Raw genomic sequence first — 21,431 nt, forward strand, 5'->3', positions numbered from 1 at the left:
ATGAAACAAAGACTAAAAGAAGCCATGCCTTTTCTTGTCATCATGTGCATTGTTGCTCTTGGGATACAATTTATTTACAAGCCTCAAACAGAAGAGAGCATTATTTTTTTCCCGATAAATGAAAATGTTTCCTATGAATCTGCCACTACGATTCTGATGCTTCAACCCGAGAAGAAGAATGATCATTATGAGGTGAATTGGAAGGTGTCTTCAAAGCTTGATACACCGGCCTATTTGCGGCAGGATGTCGGCTTTTTATTTATGAACGGCAGATTGAAGGGACTCATGAATGAGTGGGAACAAAACACCGATCAAATTGTGGAGGAATCAACCATTAAAGGTAAAGAAAGCAGCCTCCTTCAAGCTGTTTCATTCCATTATTCAGAAATTCACGAAACAGAAACAGAGTTTACAAGCGCACAGAAAATGTCTGAAGATGCCTTGTATGTGATTGATTCAAATTTCAGCACGCTAAATGCCTTTCGAGAGCCGGGTACGGATGCAGAAAAAGAATGGAAGAACATTTTGGACAAAGTGACCTCGCAGCAGCTCGACTATCTGTGGGAAAAGGCGATCACTTCCATGCAAATCCCAGTTGAAGAGTATACATCCTTTCCATTAACCCAATTCCCCCAATTAGAAGATCAGCCTTTAGAAGGGTTCACTCAGGGAGAATGGGATCGTCTTATCGGAAACCTATGGGAAGGACTTTATAAAAACTATTATTTAGGAATTAAAAAAGAGGACGGCTCTGTCATTGAGTCAATAGACAGTGCCATCCCACTTATATTAGTGAAAAATGATCGAAAGGAAGTTCTCGTGTTACTGATTGATAAAAACGGAGAAGCTTCTTTACTTAAACAACAGATTTCCATTTAAGTGTTCTCCTGTAATTCTTTATAAAGTTTTTCATATTTTTTATCCTGCCTATTTAATTCATAGGCTTTTTTTGCATGAATAAGAGCTTCCTTTCTTTCCCCTGAATCAATCAGAATTAACGCTAGATTGTAGTGCGCCTCATGAAATTGTTCATTTTCATCAATCGCTGCTTTCAAATGATCTTTCGCAGGTGCTAATTTGTTCAGCTTGATTTCAGAATATGATAGGTAGAAATAGGTCTGAGCATTTGGTGATCCTTCCTCAACTACAGGGAGAAGAATTTTTTCAGCTTCCTCCCACTGTTGATTTGAAATCTTTTCTTGAGCCACACCATTCACCGTGTCAACGTCCCAAGAGGTTGGATCTGTACCAGTACCCCTCGACACAAGCACTCCTATAAGTACGATACTTCCCACCAGAAATAGTAATTGTCGGAGGGGACGGAGAGCATTTGGCAAGCTGACAATTCCTGCTGCGAGAAAACCTCCTATTAACCCACCGATATGCCCTGCATTATCAATTCCCGGAATCGTAAAGCCAAGGACTAAATTCAATAGAATAACCGCAATAATATTGGTGCCCATCGTTCTGAAGAAAATTTTTGGATACAATACACCGAAGTACAGCAGTGCACCAAAACAGCCGAAGATTGCTCCACTTGCTCCTGCAGAAAGATTGGATGTAAAAAGAAAGCTGGCTAGAGATCCCGTGATTCCCGATATCATATAAATGAATATAAATCGGATTCTTCCGAACATTTTCTCCACTGCCGTCCCCAGATAAAATAGGGCGAGTGTGTTCATAAGTAAATGCAGGATACCTATATGTAGAAAAATCGGGGTTACGAGTCGCCACCACTCTCCTTCAATCATGAGAGGATTATACTTAGCACCGAACTCAATCAGTGTTTGCGGATTCTTGCTTCCACCATTTAGTTCGAGAATAAAGAACATGATCAATTGGAGCGCAATGAAGAAATAGGTAAAGAACGGCTTTCCTTTTTCAAACAGCTGTCTTTCCTTTTGTATCTGTTTGGAAGAAGCAGTCATGGCCATACTTTTCACCCACTCTACATTGGCTTCCATTACTTCTTTTGGGAGGTCCCATTCTCCTTCACTGAAAAAAGGGTCATGCCTAAGCGTTTCAACACTATGATCACCATGAAGAAGGAGAGGCCGGACGGTCGTCTTTTGATTGTTCATTGGTTCCTGGAACAACTCAGGACCTGAATCTACCGGTGGAAAAGTTGAGACATAGATATTCTTCACTTGAAGCTGCCTTTTCCCCAGGGACTTCCTGATTTTCTCTCCATTTACGGAGGTCAATTCCATATCCCGCTTGACCCAGTTTCCCCAATCTAAATCTTTTAGGACCAAACGAATGACGTTTGCTTCTTTTACCCCGGTGTTTTCCAGCCAAATTTCATCCTGATTAGGAGAGAGATTAAGAATTCGATAGTGTTTAAATTCAACCAAATAGTGAGCTATCTTCCAAAACAAATAATGATATCGTAAATCCACATCATCCACTACTTTCTTTTTAATAGATCCTTTGTCTATCCCTACTATACCGAACCCTTTCTTAAAGTGTAAAACAAAAAAGACTGCAAGAGAGGTTTTCATACCCACTCTACAGTCTTCTTTAGTAATCTCATCCCCTAAATGCACCTTGAATAAATCTTGAGCGAATACCAGGTACCCCCATCGCCGCTTTCACAGCAAATTTTCTAATGAGAAAGTTTCCGAGAAGTACATTTAACAATCGGTATCGATTTGGAATCAGAAAAAGAACCAAACCGCCAAGCACTAACCATTTTGTCCATCCGTTCATGATGATCCCTCCTGATAGTAGTTTGGATCATTATAGAGAAGCTTATCCCACTAAATTTTAAGGAAACGATATTTTCTTTCAATACCGTCAAATGAATATAAGCATAAGTACACCTGCAAAAAGACTTGACAGAGCATTTACAAACTCATTATTTACTAGAGGAATCCCTTTCACTCTTTCTGTGTAATGTCCACAATGAAACGATGACTCTGTTCGAAGTCCACAAACCGGACACCTATACTCCAGTTGCATGAACGCACCCAGAAGTGTATCCAGGATGTTCCCTAAAAACCCAGAAAGGAGAAGGAGCAAAAAGAGAGATAGATCCATATCATTCACCATAATCAGTGAAGCAAGTGAAATAAGGGCAGCCCCTAAGACTGCCGCTACTGTACCTATGATGGAAACAGCACCGGACGTGCCTTTAGGTACTCTCCTGAATGATCTTACTGAAAACGGCATTTTATGACTAAGAGGGCCGATTTCAGAGGCCCATGTATCAGCATTTGCCCCAGCGATTGACGCAATGAAGGCTAGTGTCCAGACTTCGTTTCCCGTAATACTAAATAATATGGCAAAGATGGCTGCAGGACCTCCGTTAGCCAATACCTGCTGCCAGTCCCTGATGGACGTTTTGGCTAAACGTTCTTCTATTCCTATCTTATTCTTCTTAAAAAGACGTGACCAAACACTTGATGACAGAAAGAATACGCCTAGTATAAACAGTCCCTCAAAGCCGTATGAATAGCCAATTGCAATGCCTATCATTATGGCCATTACAGCGCCTGAGGGACTTAAATTACTGGTTTTCCATCCTGCTGTGGCGATAGAGCAAATAAAAAGCAGAACAAAGAAATACTCAGCGGCCACAATCGATTCGTCCTTTTTCCGTCAGAATCGTTCCGACGGGTATGTCGAATGATTCGATCGGCAATGCCCCGACCATTTGCTCTTCAAAGGCAAGTGATATCGTAATACCTGAATAGGCTGAGAGTAGCCTGTCATAGTATCCCCCTCCGAATCCCAGACGATAGCCAGTTTCCGTATAAGCAAGACCTGGAACAATCATCAATTCAATAACGTCATTATTTACAGCGGTTGACTTGATGGGATCTGGTTCATATAAATCAAAATAGGATTGTTCGAGCTGATGGAAATCACGAAGCTCATAGAATACTAATTCACGTTTTTTTGGAAAACACTTCGGAACAACTACCATTTTCCCTTCCTCCCAGCTACGCTTGATGATATTCCACGTATTGACTTCCGGAGGCTTTGAAATGGTCACCGCGACGGTGTCGCTCTTTTTCCACTCAGGAGATTCAAAAAGTAATTGTTCTATTCTAAAACATTTTTGTTGAAACGTTATATGATCGATTAATTTTAATGATTGAAGCTGAAGATTCCGTAGTTCTTTTTTAGACATAATATCCCTCCATGCTTACTATACAGATATTATTTTAATGGATTCTCTATGTAAAAGCGATGTTGTAACAGTTTTGAGCATAAAAAAAAGCAGCGGATAAAATCCGGCTGCTTATTTCGTTTCGCGGTGAAGAGTCACACGCTTTAATTTCGGGCAATATTTTTTTAGCTCTAGACGGTCTGGGTTGTTACGCTTGTTCTTAGTAGTAATATAGTTACGCTCACCAGTTTCTGTGCAAGCTAAAGTAATGTTTACACGCATTATTATTTCCCTCCAAACATATACATCTTCTACTATTCATACGACTTTTCTATAATATCACTTTTCTTTTGGAAATGCTAGTCCGTTTTTTATTCTATCGCTTAAATTTGAAACCTCTTCTTCCATTGCCCCTTCAATGGCATATACTTTGCCTTGTTTCACTTCAAAAGGCTTGAATGAAAAGTCTAACATATAGACCATCATATTGAGGCCATTGGTGATCGGATAGTAGTAAAGGCTTCCATTATTTAAGGATTTTTTCCATAGCTGCAAACCTTTCAGATTAAGAGGATAGATGGATTTCTTAACAGACGCAGCGCAGGAAACAATGTTGGTGATGGCAACAAGCTTACCACTGTAATTCCAGAACGTATCCTTCGATAGTGACAGAACCCCAACCCCATCTTCCTTACAAGCCAACCATTCAATTAAAAAGAAAACCTTAAGGTGCCTGCTTTCTTTCGCGGTATTTTCCATTTCGAATGCAAAGGATTCTCCCCATCCTTCCAACCCTTCGTTAATGTTTACACTTATACCGGTAAGGGAGGTTAATTTCTCTGAATAAAGGGGTACATATTCATTATTCCTGCACCAGGCTATTCCTTGGATATGGAACTTTTCATTCGGATTGTCCTTCATTAGCCTCTACACCTTTTGCCAGATTTTTATTTTCATTCCATAATATCTGGCAAGCTCCCTTGCCAGATTTCGTCTGTCAGCCTTGGAATAAATGATGAATCCTCTTTTCGGATCACTAATGATTTTCGTTCGTCCTCCATCTCTATGATCGAAAACAACTTCTTTCTGACTGGAGGAAGAAGGAACGGTTTCCAGTAATTTAGCCAGTACGAATGGTTTCTTTCCATTTGGACACGCTACTTGGAGCCTGGTGATAAACGGCTCCATAAAGTCTTTGGAGTGGTGAAAGCCTTTTTTTATGGAGGGTGGGGCGTACTGACCCTTCATGAGATCATCACGTGCGCTTTTATATTCTTCAGGGTTTCCAATATCTCTCCAATAGGCATTCGTTTTAAATACATAGACTTCCTCATTATTTAAAAGCAGCTGAGGAATGAAATCCTGGCTGAAATCCCTCGCTCCTAAGTGGGCATAACGATCAAGCAGCCGTGGATCTAACATATATACCCCTGTGTTCACTTCATTTCCTACCCACTCTTCCGGCTTTTCAATAAAATCAACCAATTTACGATTTTCGTCTGTATGACAAATCCCATACTCTTTTGGGTTCACTACTTCTTTTGAGACGACGGTCATAACCGCTCTTTTCTCATAATGGAATTCAATGACTTTATCAATTGGAATATTAGTGAATGCATCTCCACTTAACACTAAAAACGGTTCACGCAGCCTGTGCCTGGCGAGAAAGATCCCTCCTGCTGTTCCAAGCGGCTTTTTTTCATCCAGATAGGTAATGTTCACATTGAACCGTTTTCCATCGCCAAAATACTCTTTAATCGTTTCACTTTTATAACAGGTTGTGATTAGAATATCTTTAATTCCATAGGACCTGAGGAGGTTAATGCTGTATTCAAGAATTGGCTTATTCAGAATCGGAACCATCGGCTTTGCAATCGACATTGTATAGGGTCTTAATCGCTTGCCTTCTCCACCTGCCAATATCACGGCCTTCATCTTTTTATGCCTTCTACTTTTGATTGAAGAAGTACATCATCGTACACGTGGATGGTTTGATCCGCGATTCGATCCCAGCTAAACATGGATTGGGCCATTTTGAAACCGAGATTTCCTAGCTGTTCCGATTTTAAGGGATTTTCAATTAATGAGACCAATTGTGTATAAAGACTTTGTTCATGATTGGGCTCAAATAATAAGCCGGTTTGCTCATGTTTCACGATTGATTTCAGTCCTCCCGTATTTGATGCCACCACCCCTTTACGGAAAGCCATTGCTTCCAGTGCAACAATGCCGAATGGCTCGTAAAGGCTTGGAAAGATCACGGCTAAACAATTCTTCAAATAGTCATTCCGCTCCCTATCGGAAATGTATCCGATGAAAGACACACAGTCACTCAATTCTTCTTGGTCTACCACTTGACGATAGTGCTCTAGCATTGGACCTTTCCCAGCTATGATAAATGAGATAGTAAATCCTTCTCTCTTTAACTGTGAGGCTACGCGGATAATCGTGTCGAATCCTTTTTCATGAACCATCCGTCCGATTGAAAAGAAATACGGAGTGGAGCGCTGTTCAAAGCTATAAGGAGAAGATTGATCGAGTTTCTCCAATTCCACACCATTTGGTATCACCGCGATTGGAGCTTCGATGGTAAATAAGCTCTTGATTTCCTCTTTCATATGCTCGCTGCACACGATAAGATGGTCCGATGCACCAATAAGAAGCTGCTCTTCCCGGTGAATCTTGTGTTGCAAATCGGTATAAATCCCCTGATTACGTCCATGTTCCGTAGCATGAATGGTTGTGATGAGCGGAACCCTATAATACTCTTTCAATTTCATCGCTGAAGTGGACACAATCCAATCATGGGCATGAATATGAGTGATTCTTTCATCTTCCATCAGATCATGAGCGTAATGAATGAACGCCTGATTTAAATCAAATACCCACTTAAAGAAATCTTCTTCATATGGATGTAATGGGTGTACACGGTGAATCGTAACCCCTTCCATTTTCTCAAGTGACAGGGCATCATTTGCTTTGGTCGTAAGAACGTGTACCTGTTTCCCTTTTTTCACAAGATTATTAGCCAGATCATACACATGCCTCGAGAGTCCCCCCACAATATTCGGAGGATATTCCCATGAGAGAAGGAGAACAGAATCCTGTTTCTCCTCCTTTTCTTCTGCATTCCCTGCGAAGAGCTTTTCAAGGATTTCATCAGACGGAAAGGGAACGACCCTTTTGCGATGAAGGAATAAATGTTCATCCTTCTGCCCTTCCAGTATCAAATCAAGTAAGCTGTCAAAGTGAACAGACGTCAAGCCATTTTGAATATTCAAACCTTCGAGGCTTGCTACCCATTCCCTCAGCAGTTGATGTGTCCACTCTGTCGGTTCTGCCGATGAATACAGATTGTCAAGTTTCTCTTCCATACGATGGACCATTCGAATATTCTTCATGGCCGTGTCAGATAGAATCGGGGTTTGCTTCTCCATTCCAAGATATCCAAAACCTACTCTGGAAAGAGCAGTAGAAGATTCCATCTTCTCCTCTAATGAGTGTGTGAACTCTTTGGTATTTAATTCAGCGTAGCTTTCTCTATTCTCTATGAAAACAATCGAGAGGGAATGACCGTTCTCTTCCAATGCTCCTATTCTGCCCTCTGAAACCGGTATTAATTTTAAGCCCCTTGGTGTTCTGATTACACCGCTGTCACGTTCTTTTTCACTATGTTCATACGAATAGGAGGAGATAAATGTGTATTCGATTCCTTGCTTAGTAAGGTATAAGTCAATACCCGGTACATACGCTGCCTGTGGTAACCAAAAAACCTTTGGAATCATTTGAAAATACTGCTTATACAACAATGTACTCATTCGAACCTGAGATTCGATCGCTCTCGGGGTCCTGTAGTGAGTCAATGGGAATGAGCTTACCGTCGTAGGGATCACAGTGGCTTTGCCTTCAACCACCAGAGTCTTGTAGGCTTGTACGAAATTCATGTCATGGGTTGACCATTGAGAATAAATCAGCTGCCATTTACTCTTTTCATGCGGCTCGGCTTGCAGAAGGTTGGCTTGAATGATTGAATGGGCTTTCTCTTTAAACTCTTCACTCATAAAAAGTGAAAAGAGGGTAGGGTTCACCACAACAGGTATTGGGGATGCTTCATTTCGTTGAAGGAGATCTAACAGTGCACTATTTTCGATAAGTATAGAAGTGAGAAGATCTTCCCGTTCGTTACATTGTGAAAAAGTCAGTTCGTTAAATTGTGGATATATAATCACTGCCGACGGTCCTTTCATGCCTTTTCCTCCTGATTCATTACATAATACGAATAGGTGCTCACATGCTCCACCCATTTCGGCTCTTTAATTAATCCTTGCTCATATTCAAATAACTCTTTCATACTATGATACTCCTGATGATGGGACGTTCTTGGGGTGTGGAGTACATTGGAACGAGTGAATGCAACAAAGTCACCGGACGGTAAGCGCAATCCAATTTCCATACAGTAGCTTCTGTTTTCCTTTAGACCATTTACAAACCAATCACTCTCCGTATGGGGAACATATGAATCTGTGTATGTGTGGTGATTATGTCCGTTAAAGGAAATCGATGTAATATCATACAAACGAAGGACAAAAGGTTGAGGGTCATGATTCATTTTAAAATGACTTTTTACTTGGCGAATCCATTCTTGAGTAATGTTCCAATAGCAATAGATTCGGGATGACGTTGAGAACATCATCGATAACTCAGTGGCACGCGGATTTTTTGCACGGCGCTTAGGCATCTTCCTTCCAAAAGAAGCTCTCCCTACACGCTTTTTCGGCGTTGTCGGCTCCATCACTTCTACCTGGGCAACCTCACTTCCAGATGAACTTTCAAGAGCCTTCTGATACTTCACCCACTGATATTGAACTTTCCCGACGGTGGTATTCAGCTCTTTGGCAATTTTCCTGAATGATACTCCTTGTTCTTTTAACCGAATGATTTCTGTGATCAAAACAATTCCTCCTAAAGAGTAACCAAATATTATATAATTTCAATCTAAAAATTATGACAATTATCTATGAATTCATCGTAACACCCTATTCAAAAACCTACAATAAACGCATTTTGTCGTATCTTGTTAAACGTGGTGATAATGGGGTTTATCATGCATTTTTTTTGCAAATTATTATGCTGAAATGATAATAAAGCGATTACATTTTTAGAACGACAAGATTCTTTCATAATTGCCCAATGGAATTCGACAAAATATTGGTTAAATCCACAAATTTATCCTTCCATCTTATAGAGATAAGCCACTATCTATGCTATAACTAAAGAAGAATAATACTGCATGAGGTGATTTAGTGGATTTACTATTCATCGGATTAGTAAGTTTCTCAATCCTATTACTAGTCATTTCGTTTTTCCAACGGGATAGGTATCGAGATATTGAAAAAGATATGGAAGAATTATCAATTAATTTCCTTCAGGAACATTATCAGTTAAAGAAAAGAATACGGGTACTGGAAGAAGAGCTGATGGTGGATGGCGATGCCCCTTTCAAAAGGGCAACCCCTGCCAGGAAACCCATTCACGAGGTTGTAAAAAACCAAGTCATTGCATTATACCAACAAGGAATACCTGTCGAACAAATCGCAAAGCAATCTGCACTTTCTAAATCTGAAGTCCAGCAAATTATTTCGAAGCTATAATATAAGATTCATTCATACTTCATTCAAGAAATCGAACAATCATAAAAAAAGCTGCCCTGGTTATGGGCAGCTTTTTTCATCTGAAGACTATTCATTCAAGTCGTAACGACGACCTTTCACAAGATAGAACACACCTTCTGCAATGTTTGTTGAATGATCCGCAGCTCTTTCAAGGTATCTGCAAATGAAAGAGAGCTGAGTAATCTGAGCCGTGAATTCAGGTTTTTCTTTATTGAGTGTCAGAAGCTCTACAATCGTTTCACCATATAAGTCATCAACTTTATCATCCATATCAGCAATTCTCTTCGCTTTCGCCACATCTTCCTCGACAAACGACTCCAATGTGAGCTGAATCATTTCAGATGTTAATGCGTGCATTTCCTTAATATGATGAATCGGTTTGATCAGAGGTTCATTCCCAATACGAATCGTTGATTTCGCTACATTTACAGCGAAATCTGCGATTCTTTCCAAGTCTGAAGCGATTTTGATTGCTACAATGATTCTTCTTAAATCTGTTGCGACCGGCTGTTGTTTAGCTATTGTCAGAATGGCTAAATCATTGATTTCCTCTTCCAGATCATCGGCTTTTTGGTCACCTTCGATAATGGCAAGTGCCGTATCAACATCCTTCTCTTCCAAAGCCACAATACTTCTTTCAAGTGCAATCTTTGCAATATTCCCCAAGTCCATTAGTTTGGTTTGAAGTTCTTTTAAATTCGCATCAAATTGTCCTCTTACTGCCATGATTATGCCCCTTCCTATTTCAACACTTTAGCTTCTCAATAGTAGGAATTAAACACCTATTGGTATTTATCCTTCTTTGAATGTGAATTATCCGAAACGACCAGAAATATAGTCTTCTGTACGCTTATCAGATGGAGTAGAGAAGATTTTATCGGTTTTGTCAAATTCAACTACTTCCCCGTTCAGGAAGAAGGCTGTGCGATCAGAAATACGTGCAGCCTGTTGCATATTATGGGTAACAATAATAATACTGTATTCTGATTTCAACTCTTGAACAAGTTCTTCAATCTTTAATGTAGAAATCGGATCAAGAGCAGAAGTAGGTTCATCCATTAGAATGACATCCGGCTCAATAGCAAGACATCTTGCTATACAAATACGCTGCTGCTGTCCACCCGATAATCCATATGCATTTTGATTCAGACGATCTTTCACTTCATCCCAAATCGCTGCTCCCCTTAAGCTTTTTTCAACAATTTCATCCAGAACTTTTTTGTTTTTAATTCCGTGGATTCGTGGACCATATGCTATGTTGTCATAAATCGACTTCGGGAACGGATTAGGTTTTTGGAAGACCATTCCTACCTTGGTTCTTAATTCCTCAACTCGGTAATTACGATCAAAAATATTACGCTCACGATAAAGGATATCACCTGATGTTTTTACACTTGGAATCAGCTCGATCATACGATTCAGTGTTTTAATATAAGTGGATTTACCACAGCCTGATGGACCAATGATTGCCGTCACTTCATTTTCCATAATATCTAAATCAATATTTTTTAACGCATGATTTGTACCGTACCATAAGTTTAGCTGCTTTGTTTGATATACAGGCTCTTTTCCCACTGAACTTTTGCTCGTACCTCTTTTATTGTTGTTCACCATTGTTGTTTCCATATTTGAAAGCCTCCTTCATCCATTAAAACCAAATTAATAAGCGAAATTAATATCTCTTTTGAAACTTATTACGAATCAGCACTGCGATCGAGTTCATGAGTAACAGTAAACCTAACAGGATGATAATTCCTGCAGCTGCCACATCATGGAAATCTGCTTGTGGACGTTTTGTCCAATCATAGATTTGCATTGGAAGTGCCGTAAATGTATCCAGGACGGAACCTGGTGTGAATAATAAGATCGTTGGTACACCGATAACAACAAGGGGGGCAGTTTCTCCGATTGCACGGGAAAACGCTAATATGCTCCCTGTCAATATTCCCGGTATTGCGGCTGGTAAAACGACTCTAGTAATGGTCTGCCATTTTGTAGCTCCCATACCATAAGATGCGTCCCTTAACTCTCTTGGTACTGAACGAATCGCTTCTTGTGCGGCAACAATGATAACTGGCAATATTAACAAACTCATGGTCAACCCTGCTGCCAAAACACTTTGACCAAGTGCAAAGGCACGGGCAAAAATCGTTAAACCTAAGAGACCAAACACAACAGAAGGAACCCCTGCAAGGTTTGATATATTTACTTTGATAAACTTATTGACTTTGTTTTGTTTAGCATATTCTTCTAAATAAATGGCCGTTCCCACTGCTATTATGAACGAAACTACAACAACTACGCACATCAGCCAAATCGTTCCTATAAAAGCAGCATAGATTCCTGCTTTTTCAGGGAACCTTGATCCCACACTTTGTAAAAACTGCAGATCCAAGTAACCAATTCCTTGAGTGAATACCCGATATAATAATACACTTAACACGACCAAGCCAAATAATGTTGCCAGGAAGAAAAGCCCTTTAAAGACACTATTCACCATTAGCCTTGAAGACATCTTTTTTAAGACATTTTCATGATTGATATACTTCATGATTAATACTCCTCTCTGAATCGCTTAGAGATGTATTGGGCAAGCAGGTTCATACCAAGCGTGAATAAGAATAAAGTGAAACCTACTGCATAAATACTATAATAAATCGTCGTTCCATACCCTGCATCTCCTGTACTTACTTGAACGATATACGCCGTCATCGTTTGGATGGAGTCAGTAACATTCCAGGACAGATTCGGAGAAGCGCCAGCAGCAACCGTTACAATCATGGTCTCTCCAATTGCACGGGAGATGGCAAGAACAATGGATGCCACGATCCCTGATACGGCCGCTGGTAAAACAACCTTTAGTGCAACTTCTAACTTAGTTGCCCCTAATGCCTGTGCACCTTCACGAATGGAATTTGGAACAGACGACATCGCGTCTTCAGATAGAGAAGCAATCATGGGAATAATCATGATCCCAACTACAATTCCAGGACTCAATGCATTAAATATACTTAACGAAGGTATAAATGACTTCAATAAAGGAGTAACAAATGTTAGAGCAAAGAATCCAAATACAATCGTTGGAATCCCGGCTAACACTTCCAATATCGGTTTGATGAATCTTCTTGAACGATCCGTTGCATACTCACTCAAATAAATGGCTGAAGCAAGTCCTATAGGTACTGCCACTACTACTGCAATCCCGGTAATCTTCAGTGTACCTGAGATCAAAGGAAGAATCCCATAGCTCGGATTTTGAATAGAAAAAGGAAACCATTCCGTTCCTGTTATGAAATCAAATACAGATACTCTCGAAAAGAACGTAAATGTTTCAAATATAAGCGTAAATACGATACCGATCGTGGTTAATACTGAAACCCCTGCTATTGCAAATAAGATCCATGGTATTGACTTCTCGAATGATCGATTAAAGCCTTTTCCTCTTTTTTGTGCAATCATCTCTGCAACAGAATATGATGATTCTTTTGAATTTGAAGCCATAAAATGCAAACCCCTTTCATCCACATGACAAGATGAGAAGCAAGTATTAGTCGCTTCTCATCTGTTTTTTTGACTTTACCAACGATACTTGATTATTTAAGACCCTCTAAGGCATCTTTAGCTTCCTTGATCTTCTCTTCCGGAAGACTCACATAGCCAACCGCTTCTGCCATTTCAGCAGAGTTATCAAGGGTGAATTTCATGAAATCATATACAGCTTCATTGTCTTTAACAGAAGCGTTTTTAGCATATACGAACAATGGACGTGATAGTGGAGTATATTCCCCGCTCTCGATTGTTTCGTTATTCGGCTCGACACCATCAATTTTCACTGCTTTAAGTTGATCCTTATTTGCAAGGTAGTAAGCATATCCGAAGAATCCAATTGCGTTTTTGTCACCTGTTACACCTTGTACAAGAACGTTATCATCTTCAGAAAGCTGAATGTTTTGTTTAACCATATCTTTTTCTTCTAAAACTGCTTCATTGAAGTAATCATATGTGCCTGAGTCAGTACCAGGAGAATAGAATTTCACTTCTTCATCCGGCCATTCCGGATTGATGTCAGACCATTTCTTAGTCTTTCCATCTTCTAGCCAAAGCTTTTGAAGATCTTCAACTGTCATATCTTCTGCCCAGTCGTTTTCTTTGTTAACAACGATTGTAAGACCATCTTTAGCAACTTCGAATTCAGTGAAATCAATACCAGCTTCTTCTAGCTTTTGCTTTTCTTCGTCTTTTATTGGACGGGAAGCGTTTGAAAGATCAGTTTCACCTGCGATGAATTTTTCAAATCCACCACCAGAACCGGATACACCGATTGATACTTTTACATCAGGTTGTGTAGCTGCATACTCTTCGTTAACAGCTTCCATGATCGGAGCTACCGTTGATGAACCATCCATTTTTACGCTGCCGGATAGTTGTTCTTCTGAACCATTCTCTGCTCCACCTTGAGCACCACATGCTCCTAATACAAGAGCTGATCCGATCATTGCTGACATTGCCAGATACTTAAAGCTTTTCATTCCTAAATTCCCCCTAAGAAACTTGGTTGTTTTGTCCTACGAGTAATAGATTAATAGATGAGTGTTAATGAGGTTTTAACCGTTTGTAAAGGTTTTGTAAATTCGACATTTTTCTTCATTTCATCAGCTTTCCCATCCGCTTAAAACCCTCTAAACCCTTATTGAATATAGTGTTAGACAAGCTTTAATAAATTATGCATTTCTTTATATAATTGTTCCTGCTTTTTACCCAGTCCCTTTTAATCCTAATATCAGCATCCATGTTTCTTATGTTTAACATTCTTAGATGAATTCAAAAAAAGCTGATTTCCAGAAAGTCATTTCGTGGAAATCAGCTTAAGTCTGCTCAGTTATTCTGTTCTCTTTCCTCTTGCATTTGTTCTTCCGCCTCTTCGGCATTTTCTACTTTCTTATTAACAGAAGTCGGGTCCTTCACTTCTTCTGCACGTTTCTTCTTCAGTTCAAAGTACTTATCCATCACTCGTTTAGAGATGTATTTATTGACGTAAGGATCGGCTACTCCGCTTGCTTGAATATGAGAAGCAGGAACCATTGTGGCATAAGCCACTTCCGGGTTATCAAATGGGGCGTACCCGATGAGAGTCGTGTTGTAGTTCAGCTCTCCATCTACATACGTCTCAGCGGTACCTGATTTACCTGCAGCATTATACGGTGCATTCTTAAATTGATCATACGCCGTTCCATCAGGATAGTGGTACACCCGGTAGAAACCTTGTTGAACATGCTCGATTTGGGCTTGAGTCGCATCAATTCGATTCAACACATTCGTTTCTTTCTCAAACAGGATTGGCCCCAGGCTATCCAGATCGTTTGTCGGCTCTCTTATTTCTTTCATGATGTGTGGTTCCACACGATAACCATCATTTGCAATGGTTGAAATATACTGAGCTAATTGCATCGTTGTATACGTATCAAACTGCCCGATCGCTAAATCCAGTAAGAAACCAGGAGTGGTGTCTGTACCTGTAAGTCCGGAAGACTCACCAGGTAAGTCGATTCCTGTCGGCACACCCAATCCGAATTGGGCGAAGTGGTTCCGAAAGATGTCAAAGGCTTCCGGATTATTCACAATCGGCTCATTCGGAACATACTGACCTCCTGCAACTTTAAGGGCAACCTTCCACATGTATGAATTAGAAGACTTTTCCAGAGCGAATAAGTCAGACATGGGGATTCGCTGGTATTTATTGAACCATGAAGATTTCGGCTTTGTCCCTTTGATTTTTAATGGTTCGTCTATCAACACTTCTCCCGGTTTTAAATTCCCGGTCATATAACCAGTCAATACGGTAGCACCCTTTACCACAGACCCCACTTCATAAGAGGACGTAAAGGTTCCTAACGCAGCATCCCTCATCTCGTATTTACCAGTTTCTGAATTCTTTACATACTGCTTACCAGCCATTGCTAATATTTCTCCCGTATTGGGATCAATCATGACTACGTAAGCCCGATCGAGGTTTGGAGACTCACTACGATTCACTATCTGTTTTCGTAATTCTTCTTCAATAATCTTCTCAACTTCACGCTGTAACTCCATATCAATGGTAAGAACAATATCTTTTCCCCGTTGACCTTCTTGAACGAGTACGGACTCTAAGACACTTCCACCTTTAGTGACGTTTTTAATTTGTTCCTTTTGCCCTTGCAGGACATCTTCATATTCTAATTCTACATAGCTTTTTCCTACACGATCATTCCGGTTGTAGTCTTTCGCCAAATAAGAATCTACTAGATTCTCAGGTAAGCCTTCCCGTGAAGAAGACACGTTTCCCAGAATGGTTCTTAACGTATCGTCAAATACGTAAGATCGCTTCCAGTCTGTTGTCGTATTGACGCCTGGAAGTTCACTGAGATGTTCACTGACGACAGCGAATTCTTCCGGTGTGACCCCTTCGTTCTTCACAATTTGTGGATTTAGAGCATAACCACTGGAAAACTCACGATAAATCGCAATGATCTCTAAGTCTTTTTCAGTCAATGTCGCCAGCTCTTTTTCGGTGATTCGGTCTAATCTCATTTGGTATACTTTCGCATTCACATCGTCTTCAGAGAGTTCTTCATTGTCTTGGAGCTTCTTAATTTCTTTGTCTGAAACCTTTGCGTCTGCTTTTTCTTTATTATTCAATATCCAATAATCTTTCTTGTCTCTTTCTGTAACTTCTTTCGTATCTTTTTCAATGTACTCAGAAAGCTTGGATGCAACTTCCATCATTTCATCGACCTTGGTATTGTTTGCCCGTGTATAAGTGATTGCATTTAAAGGAACATTATCGACAATCACATTCCCATATCGATCGTACATTTTCCCCCGTGGCACGCCTGTATTGACGACAACATCCTCTGTTCTTTCTACTTCTTTCTTGTAGCTTTCTCCGTTCACGATTTGAACGAGTCCCAGTCTAAGAACAAGAAGAGAAAATAATAAGAACACGGCAAAAAACAGCAGATTCATCCGAACGGGAACATGCGTCTTCCTTTTTCTCTTATTTCTTTTCAATCGTTCCAACCCTTCCTCTATGTAAAAATTTCTTTATTTCGTTACCATCCCATCTTATTTTATAGAAAATCACAAGGATAATCTAGCCATAAGCAAAGAGAGGAAATCTTTCCCTCTCTTTGCTTTAATATCCTATATGGGCAGTTCGACTTTTCGTACAAAGAAATAAATGAGGGTATGACCCGCTCCAAGCATTAGTAGGAGGATGGGGATGCTCTCTTCCTGATTGAAAAATGTGACAGCAATGATGAACGCCAAGACTGACACAATTCTTCCTAAATTCAAGAAAATCTCCCTTACTACAATATACTCAATTCTCATTTCAGCGGCGTTCCATCCCGTTCCGATTACATCATACGTCATTGAAATATAAGGAACCAGGAGGATGGGGTAAGCAATGGCAATGACGCCTGCGTACAATAATAATTTCGTGTACGATACATCAAATACGATTAAGAAAATGGCTAAGTAGAGGAGGATACCCCCTATCAGAATCGCTCGTTTCCGAAATTTTTTCTTAATCACTCTAGAGGCAATATAATACCCTACGAATGCGATTCCCGAGTTGATGAGACCAAACGTACCTATGGCAAACTCACTTCCCGTACTGATGAAAACAAATACAGAAATAATAAAGATAAACGTCCCTTCTCTCAATCCCTGAAAAAAGTGAGCGTTCGTAATGTGCCGCCAATTATCATTGTTTTTCCTTTCTTCCAGAATTCTGAGGAATAGATATCTTCCGGAGGCAGGTCGCCTTTTAAGAAAGAAGCTCATAAGGACAGCAATCGAAAAAAGCAAAAGAGATAAACCGAACACAATGGTATATCCTTTAAATGACGTAAACCTGGAAATGATAAAACCTGCGAGAATCGGTCCAATCATTCCTCCAGCTGACGTTAACGTACCAAGAAAGCCGTTAAAAAAATCTCTCGTTTCAGGTTCGGTGATTTCAAAGGTAAGCACATTAAATGCTAACCAATAGAAGCCATAACCGATCCCGAGCAACGCCCCCAATACAACCAAAAAGTTTTCGGCAGACTCTCCGAAGGCGAGAACAGATATGTAAAATAGCGCCAAAAAAATAACCCCGAAGCGTAACACAATCACCCGGTCTACCTTCTTTGCCAATCTTCCTGCTAATATAAAAGTTATCGGCTGAAAGATCACCACGGTTAAATTATAGATGCCTAAGTCAATGAATTCACCCGATTGCTTCCACAAGTAGATGTTTACAAATGTGTTTGAGAGCGCAATACTCAATGAATATAATCCGCCAATCAATAACAGCAGAGTCAGATCTTTCGTTAAATCAATATCGCCTAATAACTTTTTATAGCTACTCATTTGAAAAACTCCCCTTTAACGTACCCCTATCTTGTGAAAAAGGGAGGGAAGTTATACAAAAAAAAGAGAGGTTCTTGAAAGAACCTCTCTCCTCGTACGATTACATTATTTAGCAGCTGAATAACGTTTCGCTACTTCATCCCAGTTTACAACGTTCCAGAACGCACCGATGTAGTCAGGGCGACGGTTTTGATAATTCAGGTAGTAAGCATGTTCCCAAACGTCAAGACCTAAAACAGGAGTTTTACCTTCCATTAGAGGGCTATCCTGGTTTGGTGTGCTTGTTACTTCTAATTCACCGTTGTTTACCACTAGCCAAGCCCAACCTGAGCCAAAGCGAGTAGCAGCAGCGTTAGCGAATTCTTCTTTAAATGAATCGAAGCTTCCGAACTTGGAAGAGATGGCATCTGCCAGCTCTCCAGATGGAGCGCCTCCACCATTCGGAGATAATACTGTCCAGAATAGAGAGTGATTAGCGTGGCCGCCACCATTGTTGCGTACTGCAGTACGAGCACCTTCAGGAACAGCGTCTAAGTTAGAAACAAGATCTTCAATGGATTTGCTTAGTAAATCATCGTGACCTTGAAGTGCATCATTTACTTTCGTAACATATGCGTTATGGTGTTTCGTGTGGTGAATGTTCATTGTGTCCTTGTCAATATGAGGCTCTAAAGCATCATATGCATAAGGTAATTGCGGTAATTCGTAAGCCATTATAAATTCCTCCCTATGTATAGTTTCCTGAACAATAAATTCAGGCCGTTTCAGTATAAGATTACCAAAACTACTATATCTGTTCAAATATTTTGCCTTCATTTCTTCACTTTTTCTTACAAGTATAAAATCCCCTATATATTTTTCTCTAGTCATAAGAAAATACTTTCCGGTCAAATGATAACGAAGAAATAGATAGCCATGACAATCTGGATGATTCCTTTTGTCACGACACTAGAGATGAATCCAACGACGGATCCTACGCCTACCTTTACGGCAGTCTTAAGATCAGACCTGTGCACTACCCATTCACCTATGATTGCACCTAGAAACGGGCCGATAAGGATCCCGATCACGGGGATGACAAAAGGGCCAATCAATAAGCCAATTGTACTCCCCCAGATTCCAGCTCTCGTCCCTCCAAATTTTTTGACACCTATAAGATTCGCCATATAATCAGCACCGAATAGAAGGATCACGAATAGAACCTGTACTGTCCAGAATAACCAGCTAAACGGTTCGAAGCTGAAAAACACTCCGTACAAAATGAAGCTTCCTATCAGAAAGACGACGCTGGGCAATATCGGGTAAATCAATCCGACAAAGGATAAAATCATCAGTACGATAATAATACTCCAATAAATCATTTCCATCTTTTAACACCTCCCATAAAGTATAAAAAAAACTGACCCATTTGACAAATATCAAATGGGTCAGCATTTGTATTATTCTACACCCAATACTGCTTCTGCAATATTGACTGCATGATCACCGATACGTTCTAAGTTACTGACGATGTCGACAAACACGATACCTGCTTGTCCAGAACATTTCCCTTCGTTCATACGCAGAATATGTTGTTTACGAAGCTTTCTCTCCATTTTATCGATCTGATCTTCTTTTTCAGCTACTTCTCTTGCAATGTCAGTATCGTTTAAGTCTAAAGATTTTAACGCTTTTTCCACTGTTTCAATTGTTAGACTAAACATTATTTCAAGGTCGTTCATTGCATCATCCGTAATTTTAACCTTGTTGGTTTGTTGATATTCAATCAGTTCAACGATATTCTCAAAATGATCACCTACACGTTCGATATCACGTACGGTATCCATTAAGATTGAATGGCGCTCGGATTCATTTTCAGATAATGAAGCAGAAGATAAATCAACCAGGTAATTCGTGATTTTCTTATCAAGATTGTTAATGGCCCCTTCAATTTGATAAGCTGCCTCCGCATTTTTAGAGCTCTTTGACTTCAGGAACTCATTTGTTTCTTCCAATCCCTTTACAGCGAATTTACCCATGCGAAGTACTTCTTCCTTCGCTTGTCCTAACGCGATAGAAGGTGATTGTTCTATAAACATTGGATCTAGATGTTTAGAGTTATAATCAACAAGTGAATCCTGCCCTGGGATCAATTTCGTAACGATCACCGCTAATAGGGCGATGAACGGGAACTGAATAATTGTATTCGTTATATTAAATGAGCCGTGAGCAAAAGCGATAGTCATCGGTTCATTCAGGTTGAATGAAGATTGTAAAAACAGAACAAACTTAGTGAAAAATGGCAAAATGATCAAAAAGATTGTAGAGCCAATCAGATTAAAGAGTACATGGACTGCTGCAGCACGTCTTGCAGCGACTGAAGCACCCAAAGCTGCCAGAACTGCCGTAATGGTCGTTCCGATATTATCCCCGAATAAAATAGGTAGTGCTGCCTGGATATCCACTAAATCTGAACTGTATAGCTCTTGTAAGATACCGATCGTTGCAGATGAACTTTGTACAATGACAGTAAATAGAGTTCCAATCACTACTCCAAGAATGGGGTTTGTACTCATACTTACAGTTAGGTCATGAAAGGCTTCAAGTGAACGCAGAGGCTTCATTCCTCCACCCATTAATTCCAATCCATAGAATAATGCACCGAAACCAAAAATCATCTGACCAATATTGTGTACTTTTTTATTCTTAAAGAAGAATAACATAATTGTTCCTACTGCAATAATTGGTAAGGCGTATTCACCAATATCGATCCCGATGATAAACGCTGTAACCGTGGTCCCGATATTAGCACCCATGATGACACCGATCGCTTGTCTAAGTGTCATGAAGCCCGCACTTACTAATCCGACTACGATAACCGTCGTACCACTACTGGACTGTATTAAGACGGTTACAAAAATACCTGCCAATACGCCCATAAATGGGTTGGTCGTGAACTTATCAAGAATTTCTTTCAGGCGTTCACCGGCAGACTTTTGAAGTCCGTCTCCCATATACTTTATCCCGAAGAGGAAAATCCCTAATCCTCCAAAGAACTGAAACAACATCTCTTGCCAATTTAATTCCATTTTTTCAACCCCTACATAAATTTTCGACATTAAACAACAAAAACCCCATATCATTTTTAATATATTATAGAGCAAAGGTAAATACTTTTTACTGCAAATTTACAATAGGTTAATAAAACTCGTCATTTATTACAATTACATTACAAAATGTAATTATTACAAATTGTTCACATGTTCGAA

General features: G+C 39.9%; 21 protein-coding genes. 2 read left to right on the plus strand and 19 right to left on the minus strand.

The features are described 5' to 3' along the window. The gene (locus Q1B03_RS03895) at window positions 1–879 is read left to right on the plus strand and encodes a hypothetical protein (RefSeq protein ID WP_299738410.1); all 879 of its coding nucleotides are present in this window, start codon (window positions 1–3) and stop codon (window positions 877–879) included. Here Q1B03_RS03895 and Q1B03_RS03900 read toward each other — a convergent pair. The 9 genes from Q1B03_RS03900 to Q1B03_RS03940 all read right to left on the minus strand — a co-directional run bounded on the left by Q1B03_RS03900 (window position 876) and on the right by Q1B03_RS03940 (window position 9,065). Further along, on the minus strand, window positions 876–2,501 hold the full coding sequence (locus Q1B03_RS03900) for a rhomboid family intramembrane serine protease (protein ID WP_299739610.1): 1,626 nt from the start codon (window positions 2,499–2,501) through the stop codon (window positions 876–878). The genes Q1B03_RS03895 and Q1B03_RS03900 overlap by 4 nt on opposite strands. Window positions 2,502–2,529: 28 nt before the next feature. Next, window positions 2,530–2,709, minus strand: a complete 180-nt coding sequence (locus tag Q1B03_RS03905; protein ID WP_299738412.1) for a hypothetical protein — start codon at window positions 2,707–2,709, stop codon at window positions 2,530–2,532. 87 nt (window positions 2,710–2,796) lie between these two features. After that, window positions 2,797–3,579, minus strand: coding sequence for a DUF92 domain-containing protein (locus tag Q1B03_RS03910; RefSeq protein ID WP_299738414.1), 783 nt, complete (start codon window positions 3,577–3,579; stop codon window positions 2,797–2,799). Beyond that, complete coding sequence (locus Q1B03_RS03915; protein ID WP_299738416.1) at window positions 3,569–4,135, minus strand: 5-formyltetrahydrofolate cyclo-ligase; 567 nt, start codon at window positions 4,133–4,135, stop codon at window positions 3,569–3,571. Before Q1B03_RS03915 ends, Q1B03_RS03910 begins: the two co-directional genes overlap by 11 nt. Before the next feature lie 111 nt (window positions 4,136–4,246). Continuing rightward, window positions 4,247–4,396: a 50S ribosomal protein L33 gene (gene rpmG / locus Q1B03_RS03920; protein ID WP_064091498.1), complete on the minus strand. Its 150-nt coding sequence runs from the start codon at window positions 4,394–4,396 to the stop codon at window positions 4,247–4,249. A gap of 57 nt (window positions 4,397–4,453) precedes the next feature. Next, entirely contained in the window at window positions 4,454–5,035 is a 582-nt protein-coding gene (locus tag Q1B03_RS03925) for a hypothetical protein (RefSeq protein WP_299738423.1), read from the minus strand. Window positions 5,036–5,041: 6 nt separating this feature from the next. Further along, window positions 5,042–6,049, minus strand: coding sequence for a nucleotidyltransferase family protein (locus tag Q1B03_RS03930; protein WP_299738424.1), 1,008 nt, complete (start codon window positions 6,047–6,049; stop codon window positions 5,042–5,044). Further along, a complete protein-coding gene (locus Q1B03_RS03935; RefSeq protein ID WP_299738425.1) occupies window positions 6,046–8,361 on the minus strand; it encodes a glycosyltransferase in 2,316 nt (771 codons plus the stop codon). The genes Q1B03_RS03930 and Q1B03_RS03935 overlap by 4 nt, the downstream gene beginning before the upstream one ends. Continuing rightward, window positions 8,358–9,065, minus strand: a complete 708-nt coding sequence (locus Q1B03_RS03940; RefSeq protein ID WP_299738426.1) for a DUF4912 domain-containing protein — start codon at window positions 9,063–9,065, stop codon at window positions 8,358–8,360. The genes Q1B03_RS03935 and Q1B03_RS03940 overlap by 4 nt, the downstream gene beginning before the upstream one ends. Window positions 9,066–9,417: 352 nt before the next feature. Between Q1B03_RS03940 and Q1B03_RS03945 the strand changes: the two genes are divergently transcribed. Then, a complete protein-coding gene (locus Q1B03_RS03945) occupies window positions 9,418–9,765 on the plus strand; it encodes a helix-turn-helix domain-containing protein (protein WP_299738427.1) in 348 nt (115 codons plus the stop codon). An 87-nt stretch (window positions 9,766–9,852) separates the two neighbouring features. Here Q1B03_RS03945 and phoU read toward each other — a convergent pair whose 3' ends face one another. The 10 genes from phoU to Q1B03_RS03995 form a co-directional block, all read right to left on the minus strand. Further along, on the minus strand, window positions 9,853–10,512 hold the full coding sequence (phoU, locus tag Q1B03_RS03950) for a phosphate signaling complex protein PhoU (protein ID WP_299738428.1): 660 nt from the start codon (window positions 10,510–10,512) through the stop codon (window positions 9,853–9,855). Between the two features lie 87 nt (window positions 10,513–10,599). Further along, on the minus strand, window positions 10,600–11,412 hold the full coding sequence (gene pstB, locus Q1B03_RS03955) for a phosphate ABC transporter ATP-binding protein PstB (RefSeq protein WP_299738429.1): 813 nt from the start codon (window positions 11,410–11,412) through the stop codon (window positions 10,600–10,602). A 46-nt stretch (window positions 11,413–11,458) separates the two neighbouring features. Next, window positions 11,459–12,337 (minus strand): phosphate ABC transporter permease PstA, encoded by an 879-nt coding sequence (pstA, locus tag Q1B03_RS03960; protein WP_299738430.1) that lies wholly within the window; start codon window positions 12,335–12,337, stop codon window positions 11,459–11,461. Between the two features lie 2 nt (window positions 12,338–12,339). Beyond that, window positions 12,340–13,287 carry a phosphate ABC transporter permease subunit PstC gene (pstC, locus tag Q1B03_RS03965; RefSeq protein ID WP_299738431.1) on the minus strand — a complete coding sequence of 316 codons (948 nt, stop codon included), beginning with the start codon at window positions 13,285–13,287 and terminating at the stop codon, window positions 12,340–12,342. Window positions 13,288–13,379: 92 nt separating this feature from the next. Then, the gene (locus Q1B03_RS03970) at window positions 13,380–14,315 is read right to left on the minus strand and encodes a PstS family phosphate ABC transporter substrate-binding protein (protein WP_299738432.1); all 936 of its coding nucleotides are present in this window, start codon (window positions 14,313–14,315) and stop codon (window positions 13,380–13,382) included. Between the two features lie 346 nt (window positions 14,316–14,661). Next, a complete protein-coding gene (locus Q1B03_RS03975) occupies window positions 14,662–16,836 on the minus strand; it encodes a penicillin-binding protein 2 (protein ID WP_341356598.1) in 2,175 nt (724 codons plus the stop codon). Between the two features lie 132 nt (window positions 16,837–16,968). Beyond that, on the minus strand, window positions 16,969–18,183 hold the full coding sequence (locus Q1B03_RS03980) for an MFS transporter (protein ID WP_299738433.1): 1,215 nt from the start codon (window positions 18,181–18,183) through the stop codon (window positions 16,969–16,971). Window positions 18,184–18,288: 105 nt separating this feature from the next. Beyond that, the gene (locus tag Q1B03_RS03985) at window positions 18,289–18,897 is read right to left on the minus strand and encodes a superoxide dismutase (RefSeq protein WP_044339644.1); all 609 of its coding nucleotides are present in this window, start codon (window positions 18,895–18,897) and stop codon (window positions 18,289–18,291) included. A 173-nt stretch (window positions 18,898–19,070) separates the two neighbouring features. Then, complete coding sequence (locus Q1B03_RS03990) at window positions 19,071–19,550, minus strand: DUF456 domain-containing protein (protein ID WP_299738434.1); 480 nt, start codon at window positions 19,548–19,550, stop codon at window positions 19,071–19,073. A gap of 72 nt (window positions 19,551–19,622) precedes the next feature. Beyond that, complete coding sequence (locus tag Q1B03_RS03995) at window positions 19,623–21,251, minus strand: Na/Pi cotransporter family protein (protein ID WP_299738435.1); 1,629 nt, start codon at window positions 21,249–21,251, stop codon at window positions 19,623–19,625. Between the last annotated feature and the right edge of the window lie 180 nt (window positions 21,252–21,431).

It is taken from the genome of uncultured Rossellomorea sp. (assembly GCF_947488365.1).
GTDB lineage: Bacteria > Bacillota > Bacilli > Bacillales > Bacillaceae_B > Rossellomorea.

Excerpts from the sequence above, each read along its gene's own strand:
- pstB (WP_299738429.1), bottom strand. The coding sequence starts at position 11,412 with ATGGAAACAACAATGGTGAACAACAATAAAAGAGGTACGAGCAAAAGT.
- Q1B03_RS03900 (WP_299739610.1), bottom strand. The coding sequence starts at position 2,501 with ATGAAAACCTCTCTTGCAGTCTTTTTTGTTTTACACTTTAAGAAAGGG.
- Q1B03_RS03895 (WP_299738410.1), top strand. The coding sequence starts at position 1 with ATGAAACAAAGACTAAAAGAAGCCATGCCTTTTCTTGTCATCATGTGC.
- phoU (WP_299738428.1), bottom strand. The coding sequence starts at position 10,512 with ATGGCAGTAAGAGGACAATTTGATGCGAATTTAAAAGAACTTCAAACC.
- Q1B03_RS03905 (WP_299738412.1), bottom strand. The coding sequence starts at position 2,709 with ATGAACGGATGGACAAAATGGTTAGTGCTTGGCGGTTTGGTTCTTTTT.
- pstA (WP_299738430.1), bottom strand. The coding sequence starts at position 12,337 with ATGAAGTATATCAATCATGAAAATGTCTTAAAAAAGATGTCTTCAAGG.
- rpmG (WP_064091498.1), bottom strand. The coding sequence starts at position 4,396 with ATGCGTGTAAACATTACTTTAGCTTGCACAGAAACTGGTGAGCGTAAC.
- Q1B03_RS03925 (WP_299738423.1), bottom strand. The coding sequence starts at position 5,035 with ATGAAGGACAATCCGAATGAAAAGTTCCATATCCAAGGAATAGCCTGG.
- Q1B03_RS03915 (WP_299738416.1), bottom strand. The coding sequence starts at position 4,135 with ATGTCTAAAAAAGAACTACGGAATCTTCAGCTTCAATCATTAAAATTA.
- Q1B03_RS03930 (WP_299738424.1), bottom strand. The coding sequence starts at position 6,049 with ATGAAGGCCGTGATATTGGCAGGTGGAGAAGGCAAGCGATTAAGACCC.
- Q1B03_RS03990 (WP_299738434.1), bottom strand. The coding sequence starts at position 19,550 with ATGGAAATGATTTATTGGAGTATTATTATCGTACTGATGATTTTATCC.
- Q1B03_RS03935 (WP_299738425.1), bottom strand. The coding sequence starts at position 8,361 with ATGAAAGGACCGTCGGCAGTGATTATATATCCACAATTTAACGAACTG.
- Q1B03_RS03980 (WP_299738433.1), bottom strand. The coding sequence starts at position 18,183 with ATGAGTAGCTATAAAAAGTTATTAGGCGATATTGATTTAACGAAAGAT.
- Q1B03_RS03970 (WP_299738432.1), bottom strand. The coding sequence starts at position 14,315 with ATGAAAAGCTTTAAGTATCTGGCAATGTCAGCAATGATCGGATCAGCT.
- Q1B03_RS03985 (WP_044339644.1), bottom strand. The coding sequence starts at position 18,897 with ATGGCTTACGAATTACCGCAATTACCTTATGCATATGATGCTTTAGAG.
- Q1B03_RS03995 (WP_299738435.1), bottom strand. The coding sequence starts at position 21,251 with ATGGAATTAAATTGGCAAGAGATGTTGTTTCAGTTCTTTGGAGGATTA.
- pstC (WP_299738431.1), bottom strand. The coding sequence starts at position 13,287 with ATGGCTTCAAATTCAAAAGAATCATCATATTCTGTTGCAGAGATGATT.